This window comes from Streptomyces inhibens (assembly GCF_003389455.1).
GTDB classification, from domain to species: domain Bacteria; phylum Actinomycetota; class Actinomycetes; order Streptomycetales; family Streptomycetaceae; genus Streptomyces; species Streptomyces inhibens.
This window is the reverse complement of sequence record NZ_QUAC01000157.1, coordinates 1-24,697: the sequence shown is the minus strand read 5'-3', so window position 1 is coordinate 24,697 and position 24,697 is coordinate 1. Positions and strand designations below refer to the sequence as shown.

15 protein-coding genes are annotated in these 24,697 nt (G+C 69.6%); 8 read left to right on the top strand and 7 right to left on the bottom strand.

Annotated elements, in window-relative coordinates; all coding sequences use genetic code 11:
* Window positions 1–45: 45 nt before the first annotated feature.
* Together DY245_RS20035 and DY245_RS20030 are read right to left on the bottom strand one after the other, a co-directional pair.
* Window positions 46–1,353, bottom strand: a complete 1,308-nt coding sequence (locus DY245_RS20035; RefSeq protein ID WP_128508626.1) for an alpha/beta hydrolase — start codon at window positions 1,351–1,353, stop codon at window positions 46–48.
* Window positions 1,354–1,686: 333 nt separating this feature from the next.
* Window positions 1,687–3,765 carry a PhoX family protein gene (locus DY245_RS20030; RefSeq protein ID WP_128508625.1) on the bottom strand — a complete coding sequence of 693 codons (2,079 nt, stop codon included), beginning with the start codon at window positions 3,763–3,765 and terminating at the stop codon, window positions 1,687–1,689.
* A 1,587-nt stretch (window positions 3,766–5,352) separates the two neighbouring features.
* On the opposite strand from DY245_RS20030, the gene DY245_RS46475 reads away from it, so the two are divergent.
* The 4 genes from DY245_RS46475 to metG all read left to right on the top strand — a co-directional run bounded on the left by DY245_RS46475 (window position 5,353) and on the right by metG (window position 10,935).
* Window positions 5,353–6,000 (top strand): vWA domain-containing protein, encoded by a 648-nt coding sequence (locus DY245_RS46475; RefSeq protein WP_280524987.1) that lies wholly within the window; start codon window positions 5,353–5,355, stop codon window positions 5,998–6,000.
* A gap of 593 nt (window positions 6,001–6,593) precedes the next feature.
* On the top strand, window positions 6,594–7,202 hold the full coding sequence (locus DY245_RS20020; protein WP_128508623.1) for a hypothetical protein: 609 nt from the start codon (window positions 6,594–6,596) through the stop codon (window positions 7,200–7,202).
* 274 nt (window positions 7,203–7,476) lie between these two features.
* On the top strand, window positions 7,477–8,949 hold the full coding sequence (locus DY245_RS20015; RefSeq protein ID WP_128508622.1) for an MFS transporter: 1,473 nt from the start codon (window positions 7,477–7,479) through the stop codon (window positions 8,947–8,949).
* 270 nt (window positions 8,950–9,219) lie between these two features.
* Entirely contained in the window at window positions 9,220–10,935 is a 1,716-nt protein-coding gene (metG, locus tag DY245_RS20010) for a methionine--tRNA ligase (protein WP_128508621.1), read from the top strand.
* Window positions 10,936–11,088: 153 nt separating this feature from the next.
* Here metG and DY245_RS20005 read toward each other — a convergent pair whose 3' ends face one another.
* Both DY245_RS20005 and aspS read right to left on the bottom strand, forming a co-directional pair.
* Window positions 11,089–12,819, bottom strand: a complete 1,731-nt coding sequence (locus DY245_RS20005; protein ID WP_128508620.1) for a hypothetical protein — start codon at window positions 12,817–12,819, stop codon at window positions 11,089–11,091.
* Between the two features lie 185 nt (window positions 12,820–13,004).
* Window positions 13,005–14,768, bottom strand: coding sequence for an aspartate--tRNA ligase (gene aspS / locus DY245_RS20000; protein ID WP_128508619.1), 1,764 nt, complete (start codon window positions 14,766–14,768; stop codon window positions 13,005–13,007).
* A 275-nt stretch (window positions 14,769–15,043) separates the two neighbouring features.
* Here aspS and DY245_RS19995 point away from each other — a divergent pair, with 275 nt between their 5' ends.
* Entirely contained in the window at window positions 15,044–17,248 is a 2,205-nt protein-coding gene (locus tag DY245_RS19995) for an ATP-binding SpoIIE family protein phosphatase (protein WP_128508618.1), read from the top strand.
* Here DY245_RS19995 and DY245_RS19990 read toward each other — a convergent pair.
* From DY245_RS19990 to DY245_RS19980, 3 genes are all read right to left on the bottom strand, one after another.
* Entirely contained in the window at window positions 17,137–18,324 is a 1,188-nt protein-coding gene (locus DY245_RS19990) for an AI-2E family transporter (RefSeq protein WP_128508617.1), read from the bottom strand. The two genes, DY245_RS19995 and DY245_RS19990, sit on opposite strands and share 112 nt — an antisense overlap.
* Window positions 18,325–18,450: 126 nt before the next feature.
* Entirely contained in the window at window positions 18,451–19,407 is a 957-nt protein-coding gene (locus DY245_RS19985) for a pirin family protein (RefSeq protein ID WP_128508616.1), read from the bottom strand.
* A 201-nt stretch (window positions 19,408–19,608) separates the two neighbouring features.
* The gene (locus DY245_RS19980; protein WP_046927143.1) at window positions 19,609–20,085 is read right to left on the bottom strand and encodes an SseB family protein; all 477 of its coding nucleotides are present in this window, start codon (window positions 20,083–20,085) and stop codon (window positions 19,609–19,611) included.
* A 168-nt stretch (window positions 20,086–20,253) separates the two neighbouring features.
* Between DY245_RS19980 and DY245_RS19975 the strand changes: the two genes are divergently transcribed.
* The 3 genes from DY245_RS19975 to DY245_RS19965 all read left to right on the top strand — a co-directional run.
* On the top strand, window positions 20,254–22,080 hold the full coding sequence (locus DY245_RS19975; protein ID WP_128508615.1) for an acyl-CoA dehydrogenase: 1,827 nt from the start codon (window positions 20,254–20,256) through the stop codon (window positions 22,078–22,080).
* Between the two features lie 337 nt (window positions 22,081–22,417).
* Window positions 22,418–23,713, top strand: coding sequence for a M18 family aminopeptidase (locus DY245_RS19970; protein ID WP_128508614.1), 1,296 nt, complete (start codon window positions 22,418–22,420; stop codon window positions 23,711–23,713).
* Between the two features lies 1 nt (window position 23,714).
* On the top strand, window positions 23,715–24,697 hold a 983-nt coding region (locus tag DY245_RS19965; protein ID WP_244943149.1), incomplete at its 3' end, for an AfsR/SARP family transcriptional regulator.

Here is a 24,697-nt window from a genome sequence, read left to right as displayed (position 1 = left end):
CCGCGGGGTGCGGGCCGGGCTCACGGCTACGGAAGGATCTTCGGCTCACCCCTGCGGGCGCTCCGCCTCCACCCGCCGGCGTCCCTTGTCGTCGCCGGTCGCCGGCGCCTTGGGCGGCCCGGTCACCTTGCTCGGGGCGCCGCCCTTGCCCACTCCGGCCCCCGGCTTGCGCGGCGGGGCGACGGCCTGGGTGTCCTGCGGGAACGTCAGCTGCTGGCTCTGCCACTCCAGGGCCGGTACGACCTCGCGCCGCCAGGTCGCGAACTGGTGGCTGCCCTGGGGCAGGATGATCGAGTCGACCGTCATCGGCGACTTGGCCGCATGGAGGAACTTCATGGTGTCGCCGTAATCCGCCTCGCCCTTGCGGCTGCTGGCCACCAGGGCGGAGATCTGCGGCGCGGGCAGGTTCTTCAGGCGCCACAGCAGATCGTGCTCGCGCTCGCGCTGGGCGCCCGCCGGGCCGGCGCCGAAGAGGCTGCCGGTGGTCAGGTCGTCCTTGATCGCGTAGTCGCCGGAGAGCGAGACCGCCGAGGTGTAAGCCTTCGGGTTACGCATCGCCAGCTGCAGCGCGCACGTACCACCGGACGAGTATCCGAACGCGCCCCAGGCACTGGGGTCATGGCCCACCCGGTAGGCCGACTTCATGGCGTCCGGCAGGTCCTTGGTGAAGAACGTCTCGGCCTGCGGCCCGCCCGGCACATCCACGCACTCGGTGTCCCGCGGCGGCGCGATCGTCGGCCGGACCATCACGATCACCGTCGGCTGCATCTTGCCCTGTGCGATCAGCCGGCCGGCGTTCTGCGGCACCTGGAGGTGCTGCGCCAGGTTCATGATCCCGCCGGGGTAGCCGCTGATGACGACCATGACGGGGAACCGCTGCCGGCGGAACTGCTGCTGGAAGTACTGCGGCGGCAGATACACGAAGCCTGGGTTGATGGCCCGCGTACGGCGGCCGATGATCCGTACGGACTCGACCTTGCCCACCTTGTCGGCGGGGCCCTTCGGCAGCCCGGTCACCCGATCGAGGCCCTGCGGACCGGCCGGCTGGACCAGCCCGCCCTTCATGTTGCCGACCGCGGCGTACTGCCCGCCGCTCTGGCTCACGGACACCGGGGCCTTGTCATTGTTGCCGAGCAGCTCGTCCCAGTTGCCGTAGAACTCGAAGTTCGTATTCACGGCGAGGGCGAGCGCGCACACGATCGACAGCTGGGTGGCCGCAATGGCACCCAGCCGGCCCAGGACGGGGCCCACCCCGCGCCGGGACAGCCGGGGCCAGAGCCACACCGTGGCAACCACACAGGCCACCGCCAACACGACCACCGTGTATTCGAGCGACTGACTGGTCAGCCCCATGCGCCCACATCTCCCGTCACCCGCGAAAGGGTTCTTGCCTGCTATCCGGCCGCCTAAGGCACAACGGGCGGCTCGGGACAATGGTCACCGGAGAAGACGGGCACACCTGCGCATCGGATACCTGAACGACTCACTTCTTACCCTGCTCTTGCCACATCGTTTCCGCGGCGTGATGTGGGGGCGGGGTGGGCGGCCGCAATAGGGGCCGGTGGAAGGGCCGGCGGAGAGGCCGGTGGGACGGTCTGCGCGGGCGGGGCGGAGGCTGGTGGGAGGGGGCGTGGGTCCACGGGGCGAGCGCTGATCCCGCCCGCCCCACGGACCCTCACCCCGGCCTCACATTCCGATGTTCCGCCCGTCCTCCCGCCACACGCTCACCACGGAAGGCCGCACCAACTCCCCCTCGCCATCAGGCCATTGCGATGCGGGCTTCTCCACACTCGCCCCGTCCACCTCACCCGGGTGCTGCACGGCGACCATCACCCGCCGCTCCTGCACGATCGGCCCACATGTCTCGGCCCCCGTGGGCACGGTCAGGAACTGCTTGACCTCGCCGCGCCGTTCGCCCGAGGTCGCCACCCCGAACAGCCCGTCATGGCTGCCCAGCGCATTTCCGTCCGTCGATATCCACAGATTCCCGTGCACATCGAAGGTGATGTTGTCCGGGCAGGAAATCGGGCTGACCTGATCCTTGGGGAATCCACCGAAATACGTGGCCGGGTCCTCCGGGTCGCCACAAACCAGGAACAACCGCCAGTGGAAACGGTCGGCGGCGGGGTCGTCCCAGTGCTCGTTGAGCTCCAGAATCTGCCCGTGCTTGTTTGCGTTCCGCGGATTGACCTCATCCGCGGGCGCCTTCCCCGGCTTCCCCCGGTCACTGTTGTTGGTCAGCGCGATATAGACCCGTCCGGTACGCGGGCTGGGCTCGACATCCTCCGGCCGGTCCATCTTCGTGGCCCCGACCTTGTCCGCGGCCATGCGGGTGAAGACGTACACCTCTTCCGCCGTCATCCCCGGCACATACGACATGTCACCGCTCGCCAGCGGAATCCACTCGCCCGACCCGTCGAACTCCCCGTCCTTGGGCAGCTTCCCCGACCCGTCGATCTCGCCCGCCGAGCTGTCCCCGCTGAACTTGGCGACATACAGCGTCCCCTCGTCCAGCAGCGTCCGGTTGTGCTCCCGCGCGGCCCGCGAACTCCCCCGCTTCATCCGCTTGCCGGACACAAACTTGTAGAAGTAGTCAAACTTCTCGTCATCGCCCATATAGAGGACGGGCCGGCCATCGGCCGTCAGCCGCGGTTCGGCGGCCTCGTGCTTGAACCGCCCCAGCGCCGTCAGCTTCCGCGGCGTCGCCTCCGGATCGTACGGATCGATCTCGACGACCCACCCGAACCGGTTCACCTCATTCGGCTCACGCGCCACATCGAACCGCTTGTCGAACCGCTCCCACTTACGCTGGCTCGCTCCGCCGGTGATCCCGTACCGCTTGAGCCGAGCGGCGGTCGTCGGCTCGGTGACACCGCCCCCATTGGCGAAATACTGGTTGAAATTCTCCTCGCCGGACAGCACCGTCCCCCACGGCGTAATGCCGCCCCCGCAGTTGTTGAGCGTCCCCAGAATCCGGGTGCCCTCCGGGTCCGCGGACGTTTTGAGCAGCTCGCTGCCCGCCGCCGGCCCGGTCACCTCGAACGGCGTGGTGCCGGTGATCCGACGGTTGAGCCGGTGCCGGGTCACCGCCGTCAGCCGCCCGCTGCGCTGCTCCTCCTGCACGACAAGTACGGACAGCCCGTGCGCCGCCCAGCCGATCTCGGCCTGCTCCCGCGTCGGCGCCTCCGCGTCGTACCCGGCGAACATCAACTGCTCATCCGTGTACTCGTGGTTGATCACCATCAGCTGCCGATGCCGCTCGCCCGGCACGTCCAGCACAGCCATGTAGTCGTTGTTGTAACCGAACTGCCCGGCCTGCGCCTTCGCCGACTGCCGGTCCGGGTCGAAGGCCGGCGCACCACGCAGAATCGGGTCGCCCCATCGGATGACGACGTTCTGCGCATGCCCCTCGGGGACGACCACCGCGTCGGCCGTATTCGGCGCAACGGCCGCGAACCGCAGTCCGCGAGCGGCCTTGTGGCCCTTGCCTCCGTGGGGCTCACGGCCATGCCCCGACGGCGCGGCGGCGGCCGAAGGCGCCCCCACTCCGCCCACTACGCCCCCGGCCGCCGCCGCGGCCGTCACCACCGCGGCCGCCCGCACCATCGAACGCCGCGACAGCGCACCGGTGATGACATCGCCGACGTATTCGTTGTCGCTCACATTGGGCGTCTCGTGAAAACAGGCGTCACCACAGCGGTACCGGCACGTCATGGCCGAACGCCCACCAGGATGCGAGCCGATCAGCGGCAGGAACTTGCGCACGTTTTCCCCCTCCAGAACGGTGTCGAACGTTTTCGTTCGGTTCGCGGTGACGCTAGGAGGGCCGCCCCGCCGCACGACGACGCAAACATGAACACACGGTGAATCCGGGGACACGGCAGACCCGCCCGGCACCGTACGAGTGGTCAAGCGACGCTTTGGAAAAGGTCAAGCCGGCCCGCAGCACACCGAGCAAGCCACGTTTGCGCCTGCCCCCACACCTGTGCGTACATCTGCGCGTACATCTGCACACAGTTTTGCCCACACATCTGCACACACGTCTGTACGCACGTCTGCGCCCCGGGTCGAGAAGCCCGCCCAGGACCGAACAACCTCGTACGCAGGGCAAACGTCCGCACAACCCGTCGGCCGTCCGACGGCCGAAACCACATCCCTCCGCAACACCCCCGGATGGCCCACCACACAAGGCGCGGGGTCCCACGATGAGGCCGGTGCTGGCCGCTACCCTTACGTATCCGTCCTGGTCAGGGACATGTCTGTGCTTCACGGACATACGCCGCACCCACCACACACAAGAGAGGTTCGCCGATGGGCATTCGGAGTCTGCTGCGCAACGCTTTCGGTCGCTCCAAGGCGACCCGTGAAGAAACCGGCGCGGCCCCGAGCGGCGCCGACAAGCCGGAGTCCGCGACCATCCCCGAGGCCCGCGAGGAGTCCACCCCGGACTCCGCCACCCCGGCCCCTGAGGCCGAGGTCCCCGCCGCCCGCACGGCCCCTACGGAGACCCCGGACACGGCCCCGGCGCCGACGACCGCCACCCTCCCGGCACAGGCCGGCCCGACGGACCGCGCCCCGGAGACCCCCGCGGCACCTGAGGAGCCCGCCGCACAGGACGAGCCTGCCGCCGAGCCCACCGAAACGGCCACAACTGCCGCCTCGGAGACGACCGAGACGGCTGAGACGACTGAGACGGCTGAGGCGACTGAAACGGCCGCCAAGGACGCACCCGAGGCCAACGCATCCGTCACCACCGACGTCGTCGCCGACCTCGTAAGCCAGGCCTTCGACAACCCGAACCCGGCACCGGCCCAGGCGGCGGCTCCGACGGCAACCCCTGAGCCCGCGACCGAGTCCGCGGAGCCGGAGGCTGAGGCGAAGTCGGAGGTGGAGGCGAAGGCGGAGCCTGAGGTGGAGGCGAAGCCTGAGGTGGAGGCGAAGCCCGCGGAGACCGAGGCGAAGTCGGAGCCGGAGGCCGAGGCGGAGGTCAAGCCGGAGACGGTGGCGGCGCCTCAGGCCGAGCCCGCCGACGAGGCCGAGCCGGTCAACGAGGCCAAGCCCGCCGCCGAGGCGGAGGTTGAGCCGGAGACCGAGGCGAAGCCCGAGGCGGAGGCGAAGTCGGAAGCCGTCGCCGAGCCGGAGACCCAGCCCGAGGCAGTGGCAGAGGCGGAGGCGAAGCCCACCCCCGACGCCGAGCCCGCAGCAAAGACGGAAGCGAAGCCCGAGGCCGAGGTCGAGGCCGAGCCCGAGGCAACACCCGCCCCCGCAGCCACCACCCCCACCCCCGTCTCCGCCCCCCTCTCCANCACCGCCCCCGCCCTCCTCAGCCTCTACAAGTCCGCCGCCGCAACCCTGGACAAGCACGGCCTCGCCACCCAGCGCGCCGCCGTCTACCTGGTCCTCGACCGCTCCGGCTCGATGCGTAACTACTACAAGGACGGCACGGTCCAGAACCTCGCCGAGCAGGCCCTCGGCCTCTCCGCCAACTTCGACGACGACGCCACCGTCCCCGTCATCTTCTTCTCCACCGACATCGACGGCACCGCAGACATCGACCTCACCAACTACGAGGGCCGCATCGAGGAACTGCACGCCGGCCTCGGCCACATGGGCCGTACCAACTACCACTGGGCCATCAACGCGGTCGTCGAGCACTACAAGAACTCCGACACCGACGCCCCCGCCTTCGTCATCTTCCAGACCGACGGCGCCCCGACCTCCAAGCCGGCCGCCGAAAAGGCCCTGTGCGAGGCGGCCGAACTCCCGATCTTCTGGCAGTTCATCGGCTTCGGCGACCCGGAGGCCAAGGGCTTCGACTTCCTCCGCAAGCTCGACGACCTGGCCGTCCCGGAGAAGCGCGTCGTCGACAATGCCGGCTTCTTCCACGCCGGCCGCGACCCTCGCAGCCTCACCCACGACGAGCTCTACCAGCAGCTGATGGTCGAGTTCCCCGAGTGGCTCACCGAGGCCCGCAGCGCCGGCGTCCTCAAGGAAAACTGACCCACCACAACACGCTCCACGCACCACCCCCACCGGCCGCGGCCGGGCCCGCCACGGGCCCACCGCGGCCGCCCCCATTTCGGCACAGTCCGGCCGGTTTCCTCGGCGCCCCTCAAGCGCCGCATGACAGGCTGGAGCCATCGAGCGGGGGCACCGGGGGCGGGAATCGGGCGCACCGAAAAACTATCGATGCAGAGAAATCGATACAGAGAAATGGCACCTCCCAGGCCGGGCTGATGCCGGTGCATGAACAGGCGCGGAAGCAAAACATTCGGACCAGACCTGCCTGGCCCTCAGCGGCAAGAACTTTTGAGCGAAGGAACGAAATGAGTACACCGCAGCAGCCGCACAATGGTTTTGGCGGCGCACCGGGATACGGCGCGCCGTCCGGTCCGCCGCAATTCGGCCAGCCGGGCGGGTATCCGCAGCAGGTTCCGGGAGGTCAGATGCCCCCAGGACCTGGACCGTACGGGCCGCAAGCTCCCTACGCGGGGCCGCCTCAAGGGCCTTACGGGGCGCCGCCGCAGGCCCCATTCGGGTTCGGCGGGCCGAGTATGCCGCCGCCGGCTCCGCCCAAGGGGAATGCCGGCAAGGTGTGGGGAATCATCGGCTCGATCGTCGGCATAGTGGTCATCGGGAGCGTGATATCGGCCGTGGCTTTCAGTGGCGCCGGCCGCGCCGGCGGTGGTTCCACCGGGCCGAAGTACAAGATCACGGTGCCGCAGACGCTCGCCGGGGGCGAGTACAAGCTCGACAAGGACATCACCCAGCAGGCCGATGGCGCCGTGCCGCACGAAGGGGCGAATGAGCACGGCATAAAGACGGCGGGTGGGCAGTACACCAGCGGCACAAAGTCCTTGGTGATGCTCGGCCTTTATGGATCCATCGATGATCCGAGCACGACCGTCGACCATGCCATCCGTGGCATGACGAAAGACGGAAAGACCGAAGTCGCCGTAGCGGACAAGAAGTTCACGCCGAGTGGGGGCGGGGATCCGCTTACGTGCGGAGTGGATGTGCGGCAGGAAATGGGCCAGAAGATCACGCTGGCGTTCTGCGTCTGGGCCGATTCCAGTACGGGTGGGAACGTGGCACAGACCGATGCCGCCGATTTGGCGAAGGACCCGCAGTCCGTGGACCTTCAGGCGTTCGCGGATACGACGGACAAGATACGCAGCGAGGTCAAGAAGCCGCTGGGCTGATCCGCCCATCCGGATGCCGGTTCACCACGGGAGGCGAGTCTTCGCCCGGCTGCCTAGGCTGAATGGGTGTTGCGCGCCGATTCGGGCGGTCTGGGCGGCCGGGGTGCCGTGAGGGGGTGTGCCGGGGCCGATCGGGGCGATGGCCGACTGCCGGCGGAGGCGGGTCGCGATGAGCCACGCGAGCCAAGGGGAAGGGCCCGCGCCCCCTCCTGCCCGCACCACGCCCAGCTGGGCCGGTGGCGCCGAGCCTGATCCGCGGCGTTGGTGGGGGCTGGTGGTGATCGCGATTGCACAGTTGATGGTGGTGCTGGACGCGACCATCGTGAATATTGCGCTGCCGTCGGCTCAGCGGGAGCTGGGGATGTCGGATGCGAACCGGCAGTGGGTGATCACCGCGTACACGCTCGCGTTTGGCGGGCTGCTGTTGCTGGGCGGGCGGATCGCGGACCTGGTGGGCCGGAAGAAGACGTTCATGATCGGGCTGGTCGGGTTCGCGGTCGCATCGGGTTTGGGCGGGGCGGCGACCGGGTCCTGGTTGCTGTTCGGGGCGCGGGCGTTGCAGGGGGCGTTCGGCGCGTTGCTGGCGCCGTCGGCGCTGTCGTTGCTGACCACGACTTTCACGATCGGGAAGGAGCGAAGCAAGGCCTTTGGCATTTACGGGGCCATTGCGGGTGGAGGTGCGGCCATCGGCTTGATCGCAGGTGGGCTGCTGACCGAGTACCTGGACTGGCGCTGGTGTCTGTATGTGAATGTGCCGATCGCGGTGATCGCGTTCGTCGGTGCGGCCGTGTTTCTGCGGGACACGCCCGAGCGGGGGCGCGTCCACCTGGACATACGGGGCGTGGCGCTCGGCTGCGGTGGGCTGGTCGCGATTGTCTACGGGTGCAGTGAGGCGAAGCCGCGGGGGTGGGGGGACGGGCTGGTCATCGGGTTGCTGGTGGGGGGTGTGGTGCTGCTGGCCGTCTTTGCGTGGTGGCAGACGCGGGCCCGGCACCCCCTGTTGCCCCTGCACATCGTGCGGGACCGGAATCGTGGTGGCGCTTTCCTGACCATGGCGCTGGCGGTGATCGCCATATTCGGGATGTTCCTGTTCCTGACCTATTACTTCCAGACCGTGCTCGGGTATTCGCCGGTCAAGGCGGGGCTCGCCTTTCTGCCGATGGTGGCGGCGATCGTCGTCGGGTCGACGCAGATATCGGCGCGGCTGCTGCATCTGCTGCCGCCACGCTTCCTGATGGTTCCGGGGGCGCTGCTCGCCTCCGCGGGGCTCTTCACGCTGACGTTCCTGACCGCCGAGCCCGCGTATGTCGCGCAGGTGCTGCCGGCCGAGCTTCTCGTCGGTCTCGGTATGGGGCTGACCTTTATGCCGGTGATGGCGACGGCGACGACGGGGGTTGCGCCGTATGACTCCGGAGTCACGTCCGCGACGGTCAACACGGCGCAACAGGTGGGGGGTTCGATCGGTACGGCGCTGTTGAACACGATCGCGACGTCGACGAGCGCGACGTATATCGCGGGGCAGGTGGCGGACGTGGCGCGCAGGAGCGGGGCGCGGGGGCTCACGCCGGCCGTCCGGGACGGGATCGTGAAGGACGGGGTGGTGCACGGGTTCACCCTGGCCATCGGGGTCGGTTCGGCGATCATGCTGCTGGCCGCCCTCGTAGCCGGCCTGCTGGTCAATGGGCGGGCCCCGAAGCATGGCCCTGTCCCGGCGGCGGACAGTGCGAAGTCGGCGGATGCGGTGTGACGGCCCGGCGGTGGGGCCCATGGTGGCCGTGTGGCGCCGGTGACGACAGGGCAGGCTTGCTACGGAGGCTACGGAGTCCCTGTCCTGCCCGGGATCCGGCGTCCGGCGCACACGTCAGCGGCGGCCGTCCCGCACATCCGCCGGCTCCCGTCTCGCGCCGCCCCCGCCCGCCCGAAAAGCCCGCGACGGTGCCCCCACCCCGTCCAGTACGATATTGACGTTCCGTAAAGCAAATCCTCACTCACCGTAGCGACTTGGGAGCAGCCGGCAATGGCTCGACACCTCATCACCAGCGCCCTTCCGTATATCAACGGGATCAAGCACCTGGGCAACATGGTGGGGTCCATGCTCCCGGCGGACGTGTATTCGCGGTATCTGCGGCAGCGTGGACACGACGTCCTCTACATCTGTGCGACGGATGAGCACGGAACCCCCGCCGAGCTGGCGGCGAAGGAGGCGGGCCAGTCGGTCGACGCGTTCTGTGCCGAGCAGCACGACAAGCAGAAGGCGATCTACGAAGGCTTCGCGCTGGAGTTCGACTACTTCGGGCGGAGCTCGTCGCCGGAGAACCGGGACCTGACGCAGCACTTCGCGCGCAAGCTGCACGAGAACGGGTTCATCGAGGAACGGGCGATCCGCCAGGTCTTCTCGATCACCGACGACCGCTTCCTGCCGGACCGCTACATCGTCGGTACGTGCCCGCACTGCGGCTACGACAAGGCGCGCGGCGACCAGTGCGAGAACTGCACCCGGGTGCTGGACCCGACCGATCTGATCGACGCGCGCTCGGCGATCAGCGGCAGCGGTGATCTTGAGGTGCGGGAGACCAAGCATCTGTTCCTGCTCCAGTCGAAGCTGCAGCACGAGGTCGAGGGCTGGCTGGACGGCAACGGCAGCAAGGAGTGGCCGACCCTCGCCTCCTCCATCGCGCACAAGTGGCTGACCGAGGGGCTCCAGGACCGGGCGATCACCCGTGACCTGGACTGGGGCGTTCCGGTGCCGGCGGATGTGTGGCCGGAGCTGGCGGCCGAGGGCAAGGTCTTCTACGTATGGTTCGACGCGCCGATCGAGTACATCGGCTCGACGAAGGAGTGGGCGGACGTCGACCCGGAGAACCGCGACTGGAAGTCGTGGTGGTACGAGGCCGAAGACGTCCGGTACACGGAGTTCATGGCCAAGGACAATGTGCCGTTCCACTCCGTGATGTTCCCGGCGACGCAGTTGGGCACCCGCGAGCCGTGGAAGAAGGTCGACTTCCTCAAGGCCTTCAACTGGCTGAACTACTACGGCGGGAAGTTCTCGACGTCGCAGCGGCGCGGCATCTTCACGGACGCGGCGCTGGAGCTTCTGCCGGCCGACTACTGGCGCTACTTCCTGATCGCCAACGCCCCGGAGTCGGACGACACCTCCTTCACCTGGGAGCTGTTCTCGTCGTCGGTCAACAAGGACCTGGCGGACACGCTCGGCAACTTCGTCAACCGGGTGCTGTCGTTCTCGCGGAAGCGGTTCGGCGACGAGGTGCCGGCGGGCGCGGAGGCCGGGGCCGCGGAGCAGAAGCTGGGCGAGGAGATCGCCGGGCTGCTGGACGAGTACGAGGGCCACATGGAGGCGCTGCAGTTCCGTAAGGCGGCGGCTTCGCTGCGCGCCCTGTGGAGCGCGGGCAACTCCTACCTGGAGGAGAAGGCCCCGTGGCTGGAGATCAAGACCGACGAGGACGCGGCGGCGCTGACGCTGCGTACCGCGATGAATCTGATTCATCTGTACGCGGTGGTCTCCGAGCCGTTCATTCCGGCGTCGGCGAAGGCGATGCGCGGTGCGTTCGCCCTGGAGAACGACACGGCCGTGTGGGTCTCCCAGGAGGAGGCCAAGGCGCTGGCCTCGGTGCCGGCCGGGACGCCCTTCACGGTGCCGCCGGTGCTGTTCGCGAAGATCACTGAGGACGACCTTGAGTCGTACCGCGAGCGTTTCGGCGGCGCGGAGCAGTAAGCGTCCGTAGGGCCGGAAGGCCAACAGGACCTGTAGGACCGCAAGACCTGTGAGACCCGCCTTCCGTCCGGCCCGAGAGTCGGAGGGAAGGCGGGTCTTCGTCGTATGCGCCGGGGTGTGGACGCCCGGGCCGGGCCCGCGGTACCGCCCACCTCAGCGTCGGGCCGCCGTGGACACATACGCGCGGAGCGGGCCGAGGCCCGCCACCGGCGGCAGCGGGACCGCCCGCCAGCCGTGGGCGTAGTCCGGCGCCTTTTCGCCGTGGGTCAGGATGACGGCGGCCGGGCGGGTCGCGCCCAGCCGGGCCAGGGCCGCCGGGGTGATGCTGGCGTCGTGACCGCCGGGCTGGCGGGAGGCGCAGCCGGCCCGGTACGCCACCCGTACCGCCTCCGCGCCGGTCACCACGCACGCCGGTCGCACGCCGGCGTCGCGCAGCGAATCGGCGAGCCGGTCGATGTCGGCCTGGACCCGTGCGGTGCCCCCGACCATCTTGTGCAGGATCGCCAGCTGGATCGCCTCATGGCCCAGCAGCGCGAGGACCAGGGCGCCCACCGCCCAGGCGGGCCGGCCGCGCAGCAGAAGGGCCAGCCGGTACAGGAACCAGCCGGCCGGCATCAGCAGCAGGGCGTAGGCGGGCAGCAGGAAGCGCGGCGCGGCGTAGTCGACCATCAGCAGATAGGGCGCCGCCAGGCAGACGCCGAGGAGCGCGGGGAGGAGGACGGGGGCCGGACCGTAGCGAAGGGGCTCGGCGCCGGGGTTGTGGCCGCTGGGCCAGACGGGATCCGGTGTGTACCACTGCCGCCCGTCGTCGGGCTCGCGATCGACGGTCTCCACGGAGGCGTTCCGGTACGGGGGCAGGAAGCCGTTGGGGTCGCGGGCGCCCGCCTGCACGGGATCCAGCCCGTACGGGTGCCGCCCGCCGCCGAGTTCGCGTACGCGCAGCGCCGCCCACACCGCCCCGGCGACCGCCAGGGGCAGCGCGAACCACCACACCGCCGTCACCGGATGCTCCCAGGACATCTCGCAGGGGCGGCACAGCGTCTTGCCCTGGAGCGCCCGTACGTGGTCGTAGAAGGATGGGTGCCAGCCAAGGCCGCCCTGGATCTCGCCGGCCTGCCGCAGCCGGGCCGGCAGGCCGCCGTAGGACGCGTACGCCTCCGCGACCCACTCGGCACACCCCAGCGCCAGGCCGGCCGGTACCGCCAGCAGGACGGCGGGGCGCCGCCACGACCGGACGAAGAGCGCCGCGGCGAAGAGCGGTACGGCCAGCCATACGGCGTCGATGGGGCGCATCAGCGCGGCGAGGGCCAGCGTTATGGCGAGACCGACTGCCGCGCCCCGGCCGGTGCGGGGACGTTCGCCGGACAGGTGGCGGGCCCGCGGCCGTACCGCCAGCAGGAAGCAGCCGGTGGCGGCGAGTACGGCGTAGGCGACCCACAGGTTGGGCATCGCCTGCGGGCCGTAGAAGAGCGTGATCCACAGACCGGCGAACAGCGCGCCGCCGAGCGCCGTCGCCGGGGCGGGCAGCAGGTGCCGCCAGATCCACAGGGTGAGGAGGAGCCCGAGGCCGGAGAGCACCGCCAGGTAGCAGTGCAGGACGGTGGCCGAGGTCGTCAGGGCGGCGACGGGGGCGAGGAGGAGGGTGATGCCGCGGGCGCGTGGGGCGCTGAAGAACGCGGCCTGCGCATCGGGATCGACCTGGCTGACGTACACCGTCTCGTCCCAGCCCAGACCGGAGACGGCGAGCGCGGAGTAGAGCTGGCAGGCGGTGAACGCGAGGGCCACGACGACGAGCCACCGAAGGTCGTGGGCCGGACCGGAGTACGCCGCACGGGTCCGCGGCCGCCGCCCGGACGTGGCGGGGAGGAGGATGGCTTGCTGCATGGGCACCACATTGCGGGCGGTGCCCGGGAGCGGCCACACGTGTGGGGCGGTTGGAGCAGCGGGATCCCCCTGCGCGGCGGCAGGACCCCCGAGCAGGCACGCGAGGCATCGAACGGGAAGGGGCGGCGTTTCACATGAAACGCCGCCCCTGCGAGCCTTTTTGAGGCCCCGTACTGTCGCTGGTGCTACTTCACCTGCGGCTTGCGGATCGAGAGGTGCAGCTCCTTGAGCCGGGCCTCCTCGACCTCGGTCGGGGCGCCCATCAGCAGGTCCTGGGCGTTGCCGTTGAGCGGGAAGGCGATGGTCTCGCGGATGTTGGGCTCGTCGGCCAGCAGCATGACGATGCGGTCGACGCCGGGGGCGATGCCACCGTGCGGCGGAGCGCCGAACTTGAAGGCGCGCAGCATGCCGCCGAACTCCGCCTCGACGGTCTCCTTGTCGTAGCCGGCGATCCCGAAGGCCTTGTACATGACCTCGGGCTCGTGGTTACGGATCGCGCCGGAGGACAGCTCGGTGCCGTTGCAGACGATGTCGTACTGCCAGGCCAGGATGTCCAGCGGGTCCTGGGTCTCCAGCGCCTCCAGGCCGCCCTGCGGCATGGAGAAGGGGTTGTGCGAGAACTCGATCTTGCCGGTTTCCTCGTCCTTCTCGAACATCGGGAAGTCGACGATCCAGCAGAAGCGGAACTCGCCGTCGACGAAGTGGCCGGCGCGCTTGGCGGCCTCGACGCGGACCGCGCCCATGATCTTGGAGACCTCGTGGAACTCGCCGGCGCCGAAGAAGACGGCGTGGCCGGGCTTGAGGTCCAGGGCGACGACCAGCGACTTGATGTCGTCCTCGGTGAGGAACTTGGCGATCGGGCCGGTCAGCGCGTTGTCGTCGCCGACGCGGACCCAGGCCAGGCCCTTCGCGCCCTGCTGGACGGCGAAGTCGCCCAGCTGGTCGAAGAACTTGCGCGGCTGGTCGGCGGTGTCCGGCACGGCCAGAGCGCGGACGTGCTTGTCGGCGAAGGCCTTGAAGCCGGAGCCGGCGAAGACGTCGGAGACATCCACCAGCTCCAGCTCTGCGCGCAGGTCCGGCTTGTCGGAGCCGTACTTGAGCATCGCCTCGCGGAACGGGATGCGCGGGAAGGGGGAGGTGACCGTGCGGCCCTTGCCGAACTCGGTGAAGAGCTCGGTCATCAGCTGCTCGACGGGCTGGAAGACATCCTCCTGCTCGACGAAGCTCATCTCGATGTCGAGCTGGTAGAACTCGCCCGGCGAGCGGTCCGCGCGGGCGTCCTCGTCGCGGAAGCACGGCGCGATCTGGAAGTAGCGGTCGAAGCCGGCGATCATCAGCAGCTGCTTGAACTGCTGCGGGGCCTGCGGCAGCGCGTAGAACTTGCCGGCGTGCAGACGGGAGGGGACCAGGAAGTCGCGGGCGCCCTCGGGGGAGGTCGCGGACAGGATCGGGGTCGCCATCTCGTTGAAGCCGAGGGCCACCATCTTGTGGCGGATGGCGGAGATCACGGCGGTGCGCAGCATGATGTTGCGGTGCATCCGCTCGCGGCGCAGGTCGAGGAAGCGGTACTCCAGGCGCTTCTCCTCGTTGACGCCGTCGTCCGCGTTGATCGTGAACGGGATCTGCTCGGCGGTGCCGAGCACCTCGACCTCGGAGACCTCGATCTCGATCTCGCCGGTCGGCAGATCGGGGTTGACGTTGTCGGCGCCGCGCGCGCTGACCTTGCCGTCGATACGGACGACGGTTTCCTTGGTCAGCGAGCTGAGGGCCTCGTTGGCCGGGGTGCCGGGGCGGGCGACGAGCTGCACGAGACCGTAGTGGTCGCGCAGATCGATGAAGAGGATGCCGCCCAGGTCACGTCGATTGTGCAGCCAGCCGCTGAGGCGGACGTCCGTGTCGACGTCCGCGGCTCGGAGCTCGCCGCAGTTATGGGACCGGTACCGGTGCATCGCTCATCCAAGTCGTCGCGAGTGTCGAGGTGAAGAGGGAACGGAGGAGAGGGAACGGAACACGGGCTCGCACGCCCGGTCGCTCTCCTCGTGGATCACCCGAAAGGCCACCCCAGGATTGACATAACCGCTCCAGGTTACCGTCCCGACCCCCAGCCCTTGGTTGACATATACGCATCAGCGTTTTCGGAGCCCGAAGTGAGGGCCTCCGGCTGGGACGAGGGTCACGTCCGGTTCACTGGTCGCGTCCCGCCAAACGCCCATAAAGTGATGCAATGCGCACCAAGGATCTCCTGGCTGCCATCGCGACGGGCCTGTGGCGCTGGGACAACGCCTCGGGACGGGTGACCCTCGATGCGGAGGCGGCCCGGCTGCTCGGGCTGCCCGCCGAGCCGGTGGAGCTGACCGAGGCCGCGGTGCGCTCCCGTTTTCATCCCGTCGACTTCGCCGAGATCAACGGGGTCGTGCAGCTCGCGGTCAGCGAGGAGACGCTCGCCGAGGCCCGGCTGCGCATCGTGGACGAGCGCGGGCGGGTGCTGCGCATCGTCCGCTCCCGTTCCCGCCCCCGGATCGTCGACGGCGACTTCGAGCTGGTCGGCACCCTTCAGGAGGTCCCCGAGCCGCAGCCCGGCACCTCTGCCGCGCACACCCCGATAACCGGCGACTGGCGCCGTTCCCGCGAGGCGTTCCTGCTGGACGCGGGCCGGGCGCTGGCCGAGGCGCGGTCCACCGCCGAGGTGCTGCGGGTCGCGGCCGGGCTGTCCATGCCCGGGTTCATGCCGGACGGCCTGGCGGTCTTCGGTATCGAGGGCGACCGGCTGTCGGTCATCGGCCATCACGGCCACCGTCCCGGCGATGAGCAGTCCTTCATGGACATGGCGCTGGAGATCGACTATCCGGCCGCCGAGGTCGTCCGCACCGGCCGGGCCATCTATCTGCCCACGCCCGAGGACTACAGCCGCCGCTACCCCGCCACCTGGCCGCTGGCCGCCCGCTTCCGCCGTACGTCATGGGCGTTCCTGCCACTGGTCAACGCGGGCCGGACGATCGGCGCCTGGATGGCGGGGTTCGCCCAGCCGGTCGCCTTCACGCCCGACGAGCGCTCGGTGCTCACCACCGTCGCCCGAATGCTGGCCCAGGCGCTGGCCAGGGCCGGTATGCAGGAGGAGCAGCAGGAGCTGGCCCTCGGTCTGCAGCGCAGCATGATGCCGACGGTGCAGCCGGACATCCCGGGGATGACGGTCGCGGCCCGCTATGTGCCGACCGGCGGCGGGCTGGAGGTCGGCGGCGACTGGTACGACATGATTCCGCTGCCGTCCGGCCGGATCGCGCTGGTCATCGGGGATGTCCAGGGGCATGACGTACGGGCCGCGGGTCTGATGGGGCAGCTGCGGATCGCGCTGCGCGCCTACGCCTCCGAGGGCCACCACCCCGATGCGGTGCTCTCCCGTGCCTCCCGGTTTCTGGCCGGGATCAACGAGACCGAGTTCCGCGGCCACGGCGAGGACCAGCGGTTTGCGACCTGTCTGTACATCGAGGTGGATCCGGCGACCGGGCTGCTGGACATCGCACGGGCCGGCCACCCCGACCCGGCGATCCGGATGAGCGACGGCACGATGCTGGTCCGGCCCACCGCGGGCGGGCTGCCGCTGGGCATCGTCCCGGACACCGACTACCCCACCACCCGGCTCGTCCTGGAGCCCGGCGAGACCATGATGGTGTGCACCGACGGGCTGATCGAGACCGGCGGCCACGATCTGGAGACCGGCTGGGCGCGGCTGCGCGACATCGTCGAGGCGCATGAGGTCGGCGGGGAGGACGAGAGCCTGGAGCGGCTCGCCGATGCGCTGGTGCAGGCCGTGCACGGCCCGCCCTCGCACCACACCACGGGGCCGCTGGTGGACCGCCGTGAGGACGACATCGCCGTACTGCTGCTGTCCCGCGAGGGCGGCAGCTGCGGGGTCGGCGCCGGCGGTCTGCCGGCGCCGCAGCCCGTACGGCGCACCGTGCTCTCGGTCGCGCAGGCCGAGCCGGAGCGGATAGCCGAGGCGCGCCGGCAGATCCGCGATGTGCTGCACGACTGGGCCGACCCGGACCAGGTCGACTCGGCCGTGCTGATGGTCTCCGAGATGGTCACCAACGTCCTGATGCACACCGACGGTGATGCGCTGCTGGTCGCCGAGATCTCCGGTGAGCGGGGCGCCCGGCGCATCCGCGTCGATGTCGCCGACAGCAGCGACGAGCTGCCGCACCGCCGCTGCCCCGGCGAACTGGCGTCGTCGGGGCGCGGGCTGGTGCTGCTGGAACTGCTGGCCGGGGCGTGGGGCGTGGATCCGCGCGGGGACGGCAAGTCGACGTGGTTCGAGCTTTACGAGGGCGCGGGGGAGGCCGTGGGTCCGGCGGGCCCGGTGTCGTCGGAGCCTGAGCCGGACCCGGAGTCCGAGCCGGACCCGGAGTCGGAGTCCGAGTCCGCCGCGTAGTGCTTGCGCAGCTCGTGGAGCACGCCGGAGACGGCCGCGGTCAGCGGTACGGACAGCAGCATGCCGAGGATTCCGGCGACGCTGGCGCCCGCCGTGATCGCCAGCATCACGGTCGCCGGATGCAGCTGGACCGTACGGCTCTGGATCATCGGCTGGAGCACATGGCCCTCCAGCACCTGCACGGCCAGGACGACGCCGAGTGCCCAGAGCGCGATCACAAAGCCGCGGTCGGCGAACGCCACCAGGATCGCCACGGCGCCCGAGATGAAGGCGCCGAGATAGGGGATGTAGGCGCCGACGAAGACCAGCGCGCCCAGGCCGAAGGCGCCCGGCACCTGAAGGATCAGCAGTCCGACGGTGATGCAGATGGCGTCGATCAGCGCGATGAAGGTGGTGCCGCGCATAAAGCCCTCGATGGCCTGGAAGCCACGGCGGGCCATTCCCTCCAGCTGAGGCGCCGAGTCGCCGGGTGCCCACTCGTGCAGTGCGCGCACGGCCTTGCCGGAGTCGCGCAGGAAGAAGAAGGTCAGCAGCAGGGCGAGGATCGCGGCGGCGATGAACTGGCCGACGAGGCTGAAGCCGGCCAGCAGCCCGGAGGCCGCGGTGCTACCGAACTTCGTGACCAGTTCCTTGGCGTTGGTGGCGAGGTCGTCGAGTGAGGTGCCGGCCATGCCGAAGTGCTTGGTCAGGTCCTTGGCTGCGTCCTTGAGCGAGGCGATGATCTGGTCACCGGTGTCGACCAGCGCACTGATGACGATGTACCCGGCGCCGCCGACCACCACCACGAGGACGGCGCAGGTCAGTCCGGCCGCCAGCGAAGCGTTGAGCTTCATCGCCACCAGCCGCCGGTAGAGCGGCCCGAGCAGCCCACTGCCGAGCAGCGCGAGCAGTACGGGCGTGACCGCGGCGCTCAGCATGACGCACAGCCACACCCCGAGGGCCACCACGGCTGCGATCAGCAGCCCCACCAGACACCAGGCCGCGACGCGGCGGGCCTCGATCGGGAGCAACGGCTGTCGGGGCAGCGGCCGTTCACGCTCGGCGCCGTGCCGGTCTTGATCCGAATCGTTTCGCACCCGGACAGTCCACCATGGCCGGCAGCCCGGGTGCGGGCCCTGGAACGGGCCGGGGGCGGTGTTTCACGTGAAACACCGCCCCCACCCCGCCGCCGTTCCCGATGGGAGCCGGCTGCCGACGCGGCGTCAGTGCTCGCCGGCGGGGATCGTCCCGAGCCGGCCGGCCTGGAAGTCCTCGAAGGCCTGGGCCAGTTCGGCGTGGGTGTTCATGACGAACGGGCCGTAATGCATCATCGGCTCGCGGATCGGCTGCCCGCCCAGCAGCACGACCTCGAAGTTCGGGCTGCGCGACTCCTGGGTCTCGTCCGCCCGGATCGTGATCGAGTCTCCCCCACCGCCGAAGACGACCGACTGCCCCATCCGGAACGGGCGTCCCTCCGCACCGGCCGAGCCACGTCCGGCCAGGGCGTAGGCAAGGGCGTTGAAGTCCTTGCGCCAGGGCAGGGTCAGCTCGGCGCCCGGGTTCACCGACACATGCAGCATCGTGATCGGCGTGTGGGTGACGCCCGGTCCGTGGTGGCCGTCGACGTCACCGGCGATCAGCCGCAGCAGCGCGCCGCCGTCGCCGGAGGTCAGCAGCTTGACCTGACCGCCGCCGATGTCCTGGTAGCGGGGGGCCATCATCTTGTCGCTCTTCGGCAGGTTCACCCACAGCTGGAGGCCGTGGAAGAGGCCGCCGGACATGACGAGCGACTCCGGCGGCGCCTCGATGTGCAGCAGCCCCGAACCGGCCGTCATCCACTGGGTGTCGCCGTCGTTGATGACGCCACCGCCACCGTGCGAGTCGCGGTGCACGAACGTGCCGTCGATCAGATACGTCACGGTCTCGAAGCCGCGGTGCGGGTGCCAGGGCGTGCCCTTGGGCTCTCCGGGCGCGTACTCCACCTCGCCCATCTGGTCCATCATGATGAACGGGTCGAGGTGCTTGTAGTCGATGCCGGCGAATGCCCGGCGCACCGGGAAGCCCTCGCCCTCGAATCCGCTCGGAGCGGTGGCAACGGCCAGCACGGGACGGGTGTGCGCCGCGACGGGTGCCGCCACACGCGGCAGGGTCAACGGGTTCTCTACGGTCACTGCGGGCATGACGGCCTCCTCGGTCGTTCATTCAACTTAGTTGAATACTGAACAACCTGCAAGGCGTGCGGCATTCCCGTCTGCGTTTTCGCAGGTCAAGTGGGGGTTATTCGGCCCTCGGTCCGGCACCGCGGCCGGCCGTCCGGGCGGCGCGGGCAGCTCGCCGACCGCACGGCGACGGCGAACGGCTGCCCGCGCATGGCGATGGCGTTAGCCGTACATCCGCCGCATCGCGAAGTCGACCATCTGCTCCACGGCCTTCGCGTCGAAGACCATCCGGTGGTCGCCCTCCATGTCGAGGACGAAGCCATAGCCGGTCGGCAGCAGGTCCAGCACCTCGGCGCCGGTGATCACGAAGTACTTGGACTCCTTGCCCGCGTACCGCCGCAGCTCCTTGAGCGAGGTGAACATCGGGATCACCGGCTGCTGGGTGTTGTGCAGCGCCAGGAAGCCGGGGTTGTCACCGCGCGGGCAGTAGATCTTGGACGTGGAGAAGATGCCCTGGAAGTCCTCGGCCGACATCGAGCCGGTGGTGAAGGCGCGCACCGCGTCGGCGAGCGAGGGCGGGGACGGCTCGGGATACAGCGGCTGCTCGCCATAGCCCCCGGGGGCCGGTTGCTGCGGCGGGGGCGGTGGCGCGCCGTACTGCTGCTGCCCGGCGCCCGCGTTCTGGTCGTAGCCGTACATGCGCCACAGCGTACTGAGTCGGCGATTCACAGGGGGACGCTCGTCACAGATGGGCAGAAGGGGTTGATTCTTATTACCCGTGGGTAGCATCATTTGGCTACTAGCCGGTATTGCGTTTGAGGTCCCTCCCTGAGGCACCTCCTCCCGAACACTTACGGAGCCGTACCCATGGGCCACTACAAGTCGAACCTCCGCGACATCGAGTTCAACCTCTTCGAGGTACTGGGCCGAGACAGCGTGTACGGCACCGGACCGTTCGCGGAGATGGATGTCGACACCGCCAAGAGCGTGCTGTCCGAGATCACCCGGCTGTCCGAGAACGAGCTGGCGGAGTCGTTCGCCGACACCGACCGCAACCCCCCGGTCTTCGACCCGGACACCAACACCGCGCCGGTTCCGGACACGTTCAAGAAGAGCTACCAGGCCTTCATGGACGCCGAGTGGTGGCGTCTGGGCATCCCGGAGGAGCTCGGCGGCACCACCGCGCCGCGCTCCCTCCTCTGGGGCTTCGCCGAGACGATCCTGGGCGCCAACCCGGCCGTGTGGATGTACGCGTCCGGCCCCGCCTTCGCCGGCGTCCTCTACGAAGAGGGCACCGAGGAGCAGCACCGCATAGCTCAGCTGATGGTGGACAAGCAGTGGGGCTCCACGATGGTGCTGACCGAGCCGGACGCCGGTTCGGACGTCGGCGCCGGCCGCACCAAGGCCACCCAGCAGGAGGACGGCTCCTGGCACATCGAGGGCGTCAAGCGCTTCATCACCTCCGGTGAGCACGACATGTCCGAGAACATCGTGCACTTCGTTCTCGCCCGCCCCGAGGGTGCCGGTCCGGGCACCAAGGGCCTGTCGCTGTTCATCGTGCCGAAGTACGACTTCGACTGGGAGACCGGCGAGCTGGGCGAGCGCAACGGCGCCTACGCCACGAACGTCGAGCACAAGATGGGCCTGAAGGCCTCCAACACCTGCGAGATGACGTTCGGCGCCAACCACCCGGCCAAGGGCTGGCTGCTGGGCGAGAAGCACGACGGCATCCGCCAGATGTTCAAGATCATCGAGTTCGCCCGGATGATGGTCGGCACGAAGGCCATCGCCACCCTCTCCACCGGCTACCTCAACGCGCTGGAGTACGCCAAGGAGCGCGTGCAGGGCCCGGACCTGGCGGCCTTCACCGACAAGACCGCCCCGCGCGTCACCATCACCCACCACCCCGACGTGCGCCGCTCGCTGATGACGCAGAAGGCGTACGCCGAGGGCATGCGCACCCTGGTGCTCTACACGGCGACGGTCCAGGACGAGATCCTCATCAAGGAGGCCGCGGGCGAGGACGCGAGCGCCGCGATCCGCCTCAACGACCTGCTGCTGCCGATCGTCAAGGGCTACGGCTCGGAGAAGTCCTACGAGCAGCTGGCGCAGTCGCTGCAGATCTTCGGCGGCTCCGGCTACCTGCAGGAGTACCCGATCGAGCAGTACATCCGGGACTCCAAGATCGACACCCTCTACGAGGGCACCACCGCGATCCAGGGCCAGGACTTCTTCTTCCGGAAGATCGTCCGCGACCAGGGCCAGGCGCTCACCGCCCTCTCCGACGAGATCAAGAAGTTCCTCGCCGACAACATCGGTGGCGCGGAGCTGGAGCAGGCCCGCGGCGAGCTGGCCAAGGCCGCCGCCGACCTGGAGGCGATCGTCGGCACCATGCTGACGGACCTCGCCGCCACCGAGAAGGACGTCAAGTCCATCTACAAGGTCGGTCTGAACACCACCCGCGTGCTGATGGCCTCCGGCGATGTCGTCATCGGCTACCTCCTGCTCAAGGGTGCGGCCGTGGCCGCCGAGAAGCTGGCCGGTGCCTCGGCGAAGGACAAGCCGTTCTACACCGGCAAGATCGCCGCGGCGAAGTTCTTCGCGCACAACGTCCTGCCGGGCGTCGGCGTCCAGCGTGGGCTGGCCGAGTCCATCGACCAGTCGCTGATGGAGCTCGACGAGGCCGCGTTCTAAGAGCGTTCTCCGCGGCCCGGTCGCGGCGTTCTTAGAGGTCTCTCAGATTGGCCGTACAGACTGACGTTGCCCGTCTCCCTTCCCCCGGGGAGGCGGGCTTCGTCATGTCTTCTTCCGGGGAGCCGGCGCTCCGTCACTCCGGCGCCGGAGGCGCGCCGTACGCCAAAGCCGTGCGAACGGCGCGTGGCCCGTGCGGCGGGTGTGGCGGCCCGGAAATCCGGAATCGTTCACTCCAGTGGGGTTTTCGGTCTGGAATGCAGAAATCCTGGCCGGAAGGGAGCGGAGTCACGTCGCACACGCACGGGGAATGCGGGGTCCGGCTCCTTATGCTGAATCCATGACCAACTCCGCCCGCTTCGATCGCGGCCACACCGACGACCTGATGTCCTTCCTCGCCGCCAGTCCGTCGCCCTACCACGCGGTGGCGAACGCGGCGGCGCGGCTGGAGAAGGCCGGTTTCCGGCAGGTCGCCGAGGTCGACGAATGGGACGGCACGAGCGGCGGGAAGTATGTGCTGCGCGGCGGCGCGATCATTGCCTGGTACGTCCCCGAAGGCGCGAGCGCCGCGACTCCGTACCGAATTGTCGGGGCTCACACCGACTCTCCCAATCTGCGAGTCAAGCCGATTCCGGACACCGGCGCCCGCGGCTGGCGGCAGATCGCCGTCGAGATCTACGGCGGCACCCTGCTCAATACCTGGCTCGACCGCGACCTGGGGCTGAGCGGCCGCGTGACGCTGCGGGACGGGAGCAATCGACTGGTCAATGTCGACCGGGCGCTGCTGCGGGTGCCGCAGCTGGCCGTACACCTCGACCGCTCGGTGAACTCCGACGGCCTGAAGCTGGACAAGCAGCGCCATATGACGCCGATCTGGGGCCTGGGCGAGGTGGCCGAGGGCGATCTGATCGGATTCGTCGCCGAGGAGATCGGCGTCCCGGCCGAGGACATCAAGGGCTGGGACCTGATGGTGCACAGCATCGAGGCACCCGCCTATCTGGGCCGCGACCGTGAACTGGTCGCCGGTCCACGGATGGACAACCTGCTGTCCGTGCACGCCGGTACGGCCGCGCTCACCGCCGCGGCCGCCGCCGGCAGCGAGCTGACCAGCATTCCGGTGCTGGCCGCCTTCGACCACGAGGAGAACGGCAGCCAGTCCGACACCGGCGCGGACGGCCCGCTGCTGGGCACGGTGCTGGAGCGCTCGGTCTTCGCGCGCGGCGGCTCGTACGAGGACCGGGCGCGGGCCTTCGCCGGCACTATCTGCCTGTCGTCCGACACGGGGCACGCCGTACACCCCAACTACAGCGAGCGGCACGAGCCGGGCCACCACCCGATGCCCAACGGAGGACCGATCCTCAAGGTCAATGTCAATCAGCGCTATGCGACGGACGGCAGCGGCCGGGCCGTCTTCGCGGCGGCCTGCGAGCGGGCCGATGTGCCGTGGCAGAGCTTTGTGTCGAACAACTCGATGCCGTGCGGGACCACGATCGGGCCGATCACCGCGGCCCGGCACGGCATCGCCACGGTCGACATCGGTGTCGCGATCCTGTCCATGCACTCGGCGCGCGAACTGTGCGGCGCCAAGGACCCGTATCTGCTGGCGAATGCCCTGACGGCCTTCTTGGAGGGCTGAGTTGGAATTCTCACTGCTCGGCCCGATCGCCGTGTCGACCGGCTCCGGGGAGCTGTCGCTCGGGCCCGCCAAACGGCGCAGTGTGCTGGCGCTGCTGTTGCTGCAACCCAACACCACCGTTCCACTGGAGCAGTTGATCGATTCCCTGTGGGAGGACGAGCCGCCCGAACATGCCCGTACGGTCGTCCAGGGGCATGTCTCACGGCTGCGCGCCACGCTCGCCGAGGCCGGTGCGGAGGCGTACGGCATCGAGCTGACCACCCATGGCTCCGCCTATCTGCTGCGGATGCCGGAGGAGCTGATCGACGCCCATCGGTTCGGTGAGCTGGTGACGCTGGCCCGCCCCGAGGCGGCGCCGGCCGATGCCGTACCGCTGCTGCGCGAGGCGCTGGGGCTGTGGCGCGGGCCGGCGCTGACCGGCACGGTCACCAGCCCGCCGTTCGCGGCCGCGGCCCATGCGCTGGAGGAGCGCCGGCTGACAGCGGTGGAGGCGCTGGGGCGGGCGCACGGCACGCTCGGCGAGCACGAACAGGCCGCGGCCATCCTCTACTCCGCGGCCGTCAACCACCCGTTGCGGGAAGGGCTGATCGCCGGGCTGATGCGGGCGCTGTTCCGTACGGGGCGGCAGTCCGATGCGCTGGAGTGGTTCCACCGCACCCGGCGGCTGCTCAACGAGGAGCTGGGTGTCGATCCCGGCGAGCGGCTGCGCGGCGCGTACGAGGAGATTCTGCGGGCGGAGGCGGCGGACGGGGGACGCAAGGGCGCGACGAAGCCGGCGGGCGGGGCGCGTGGGGCGGGTGGTGCGACGTCGGGCGGGACGCGGCCCGGTGCGCACCCCGGCCGGGGCGCCGGTACGGAGGGTGTGCCAGGTGCGGACGGTGCACCTGGTGCGGGCGGGATGGCGACGCGCGGTGCCGACGGGGCGGCGGCGAGTGCGGCCGACGGTGGTGCCCGGGGCGGGTCCGGGCGGGCCGGTGCGGCGCC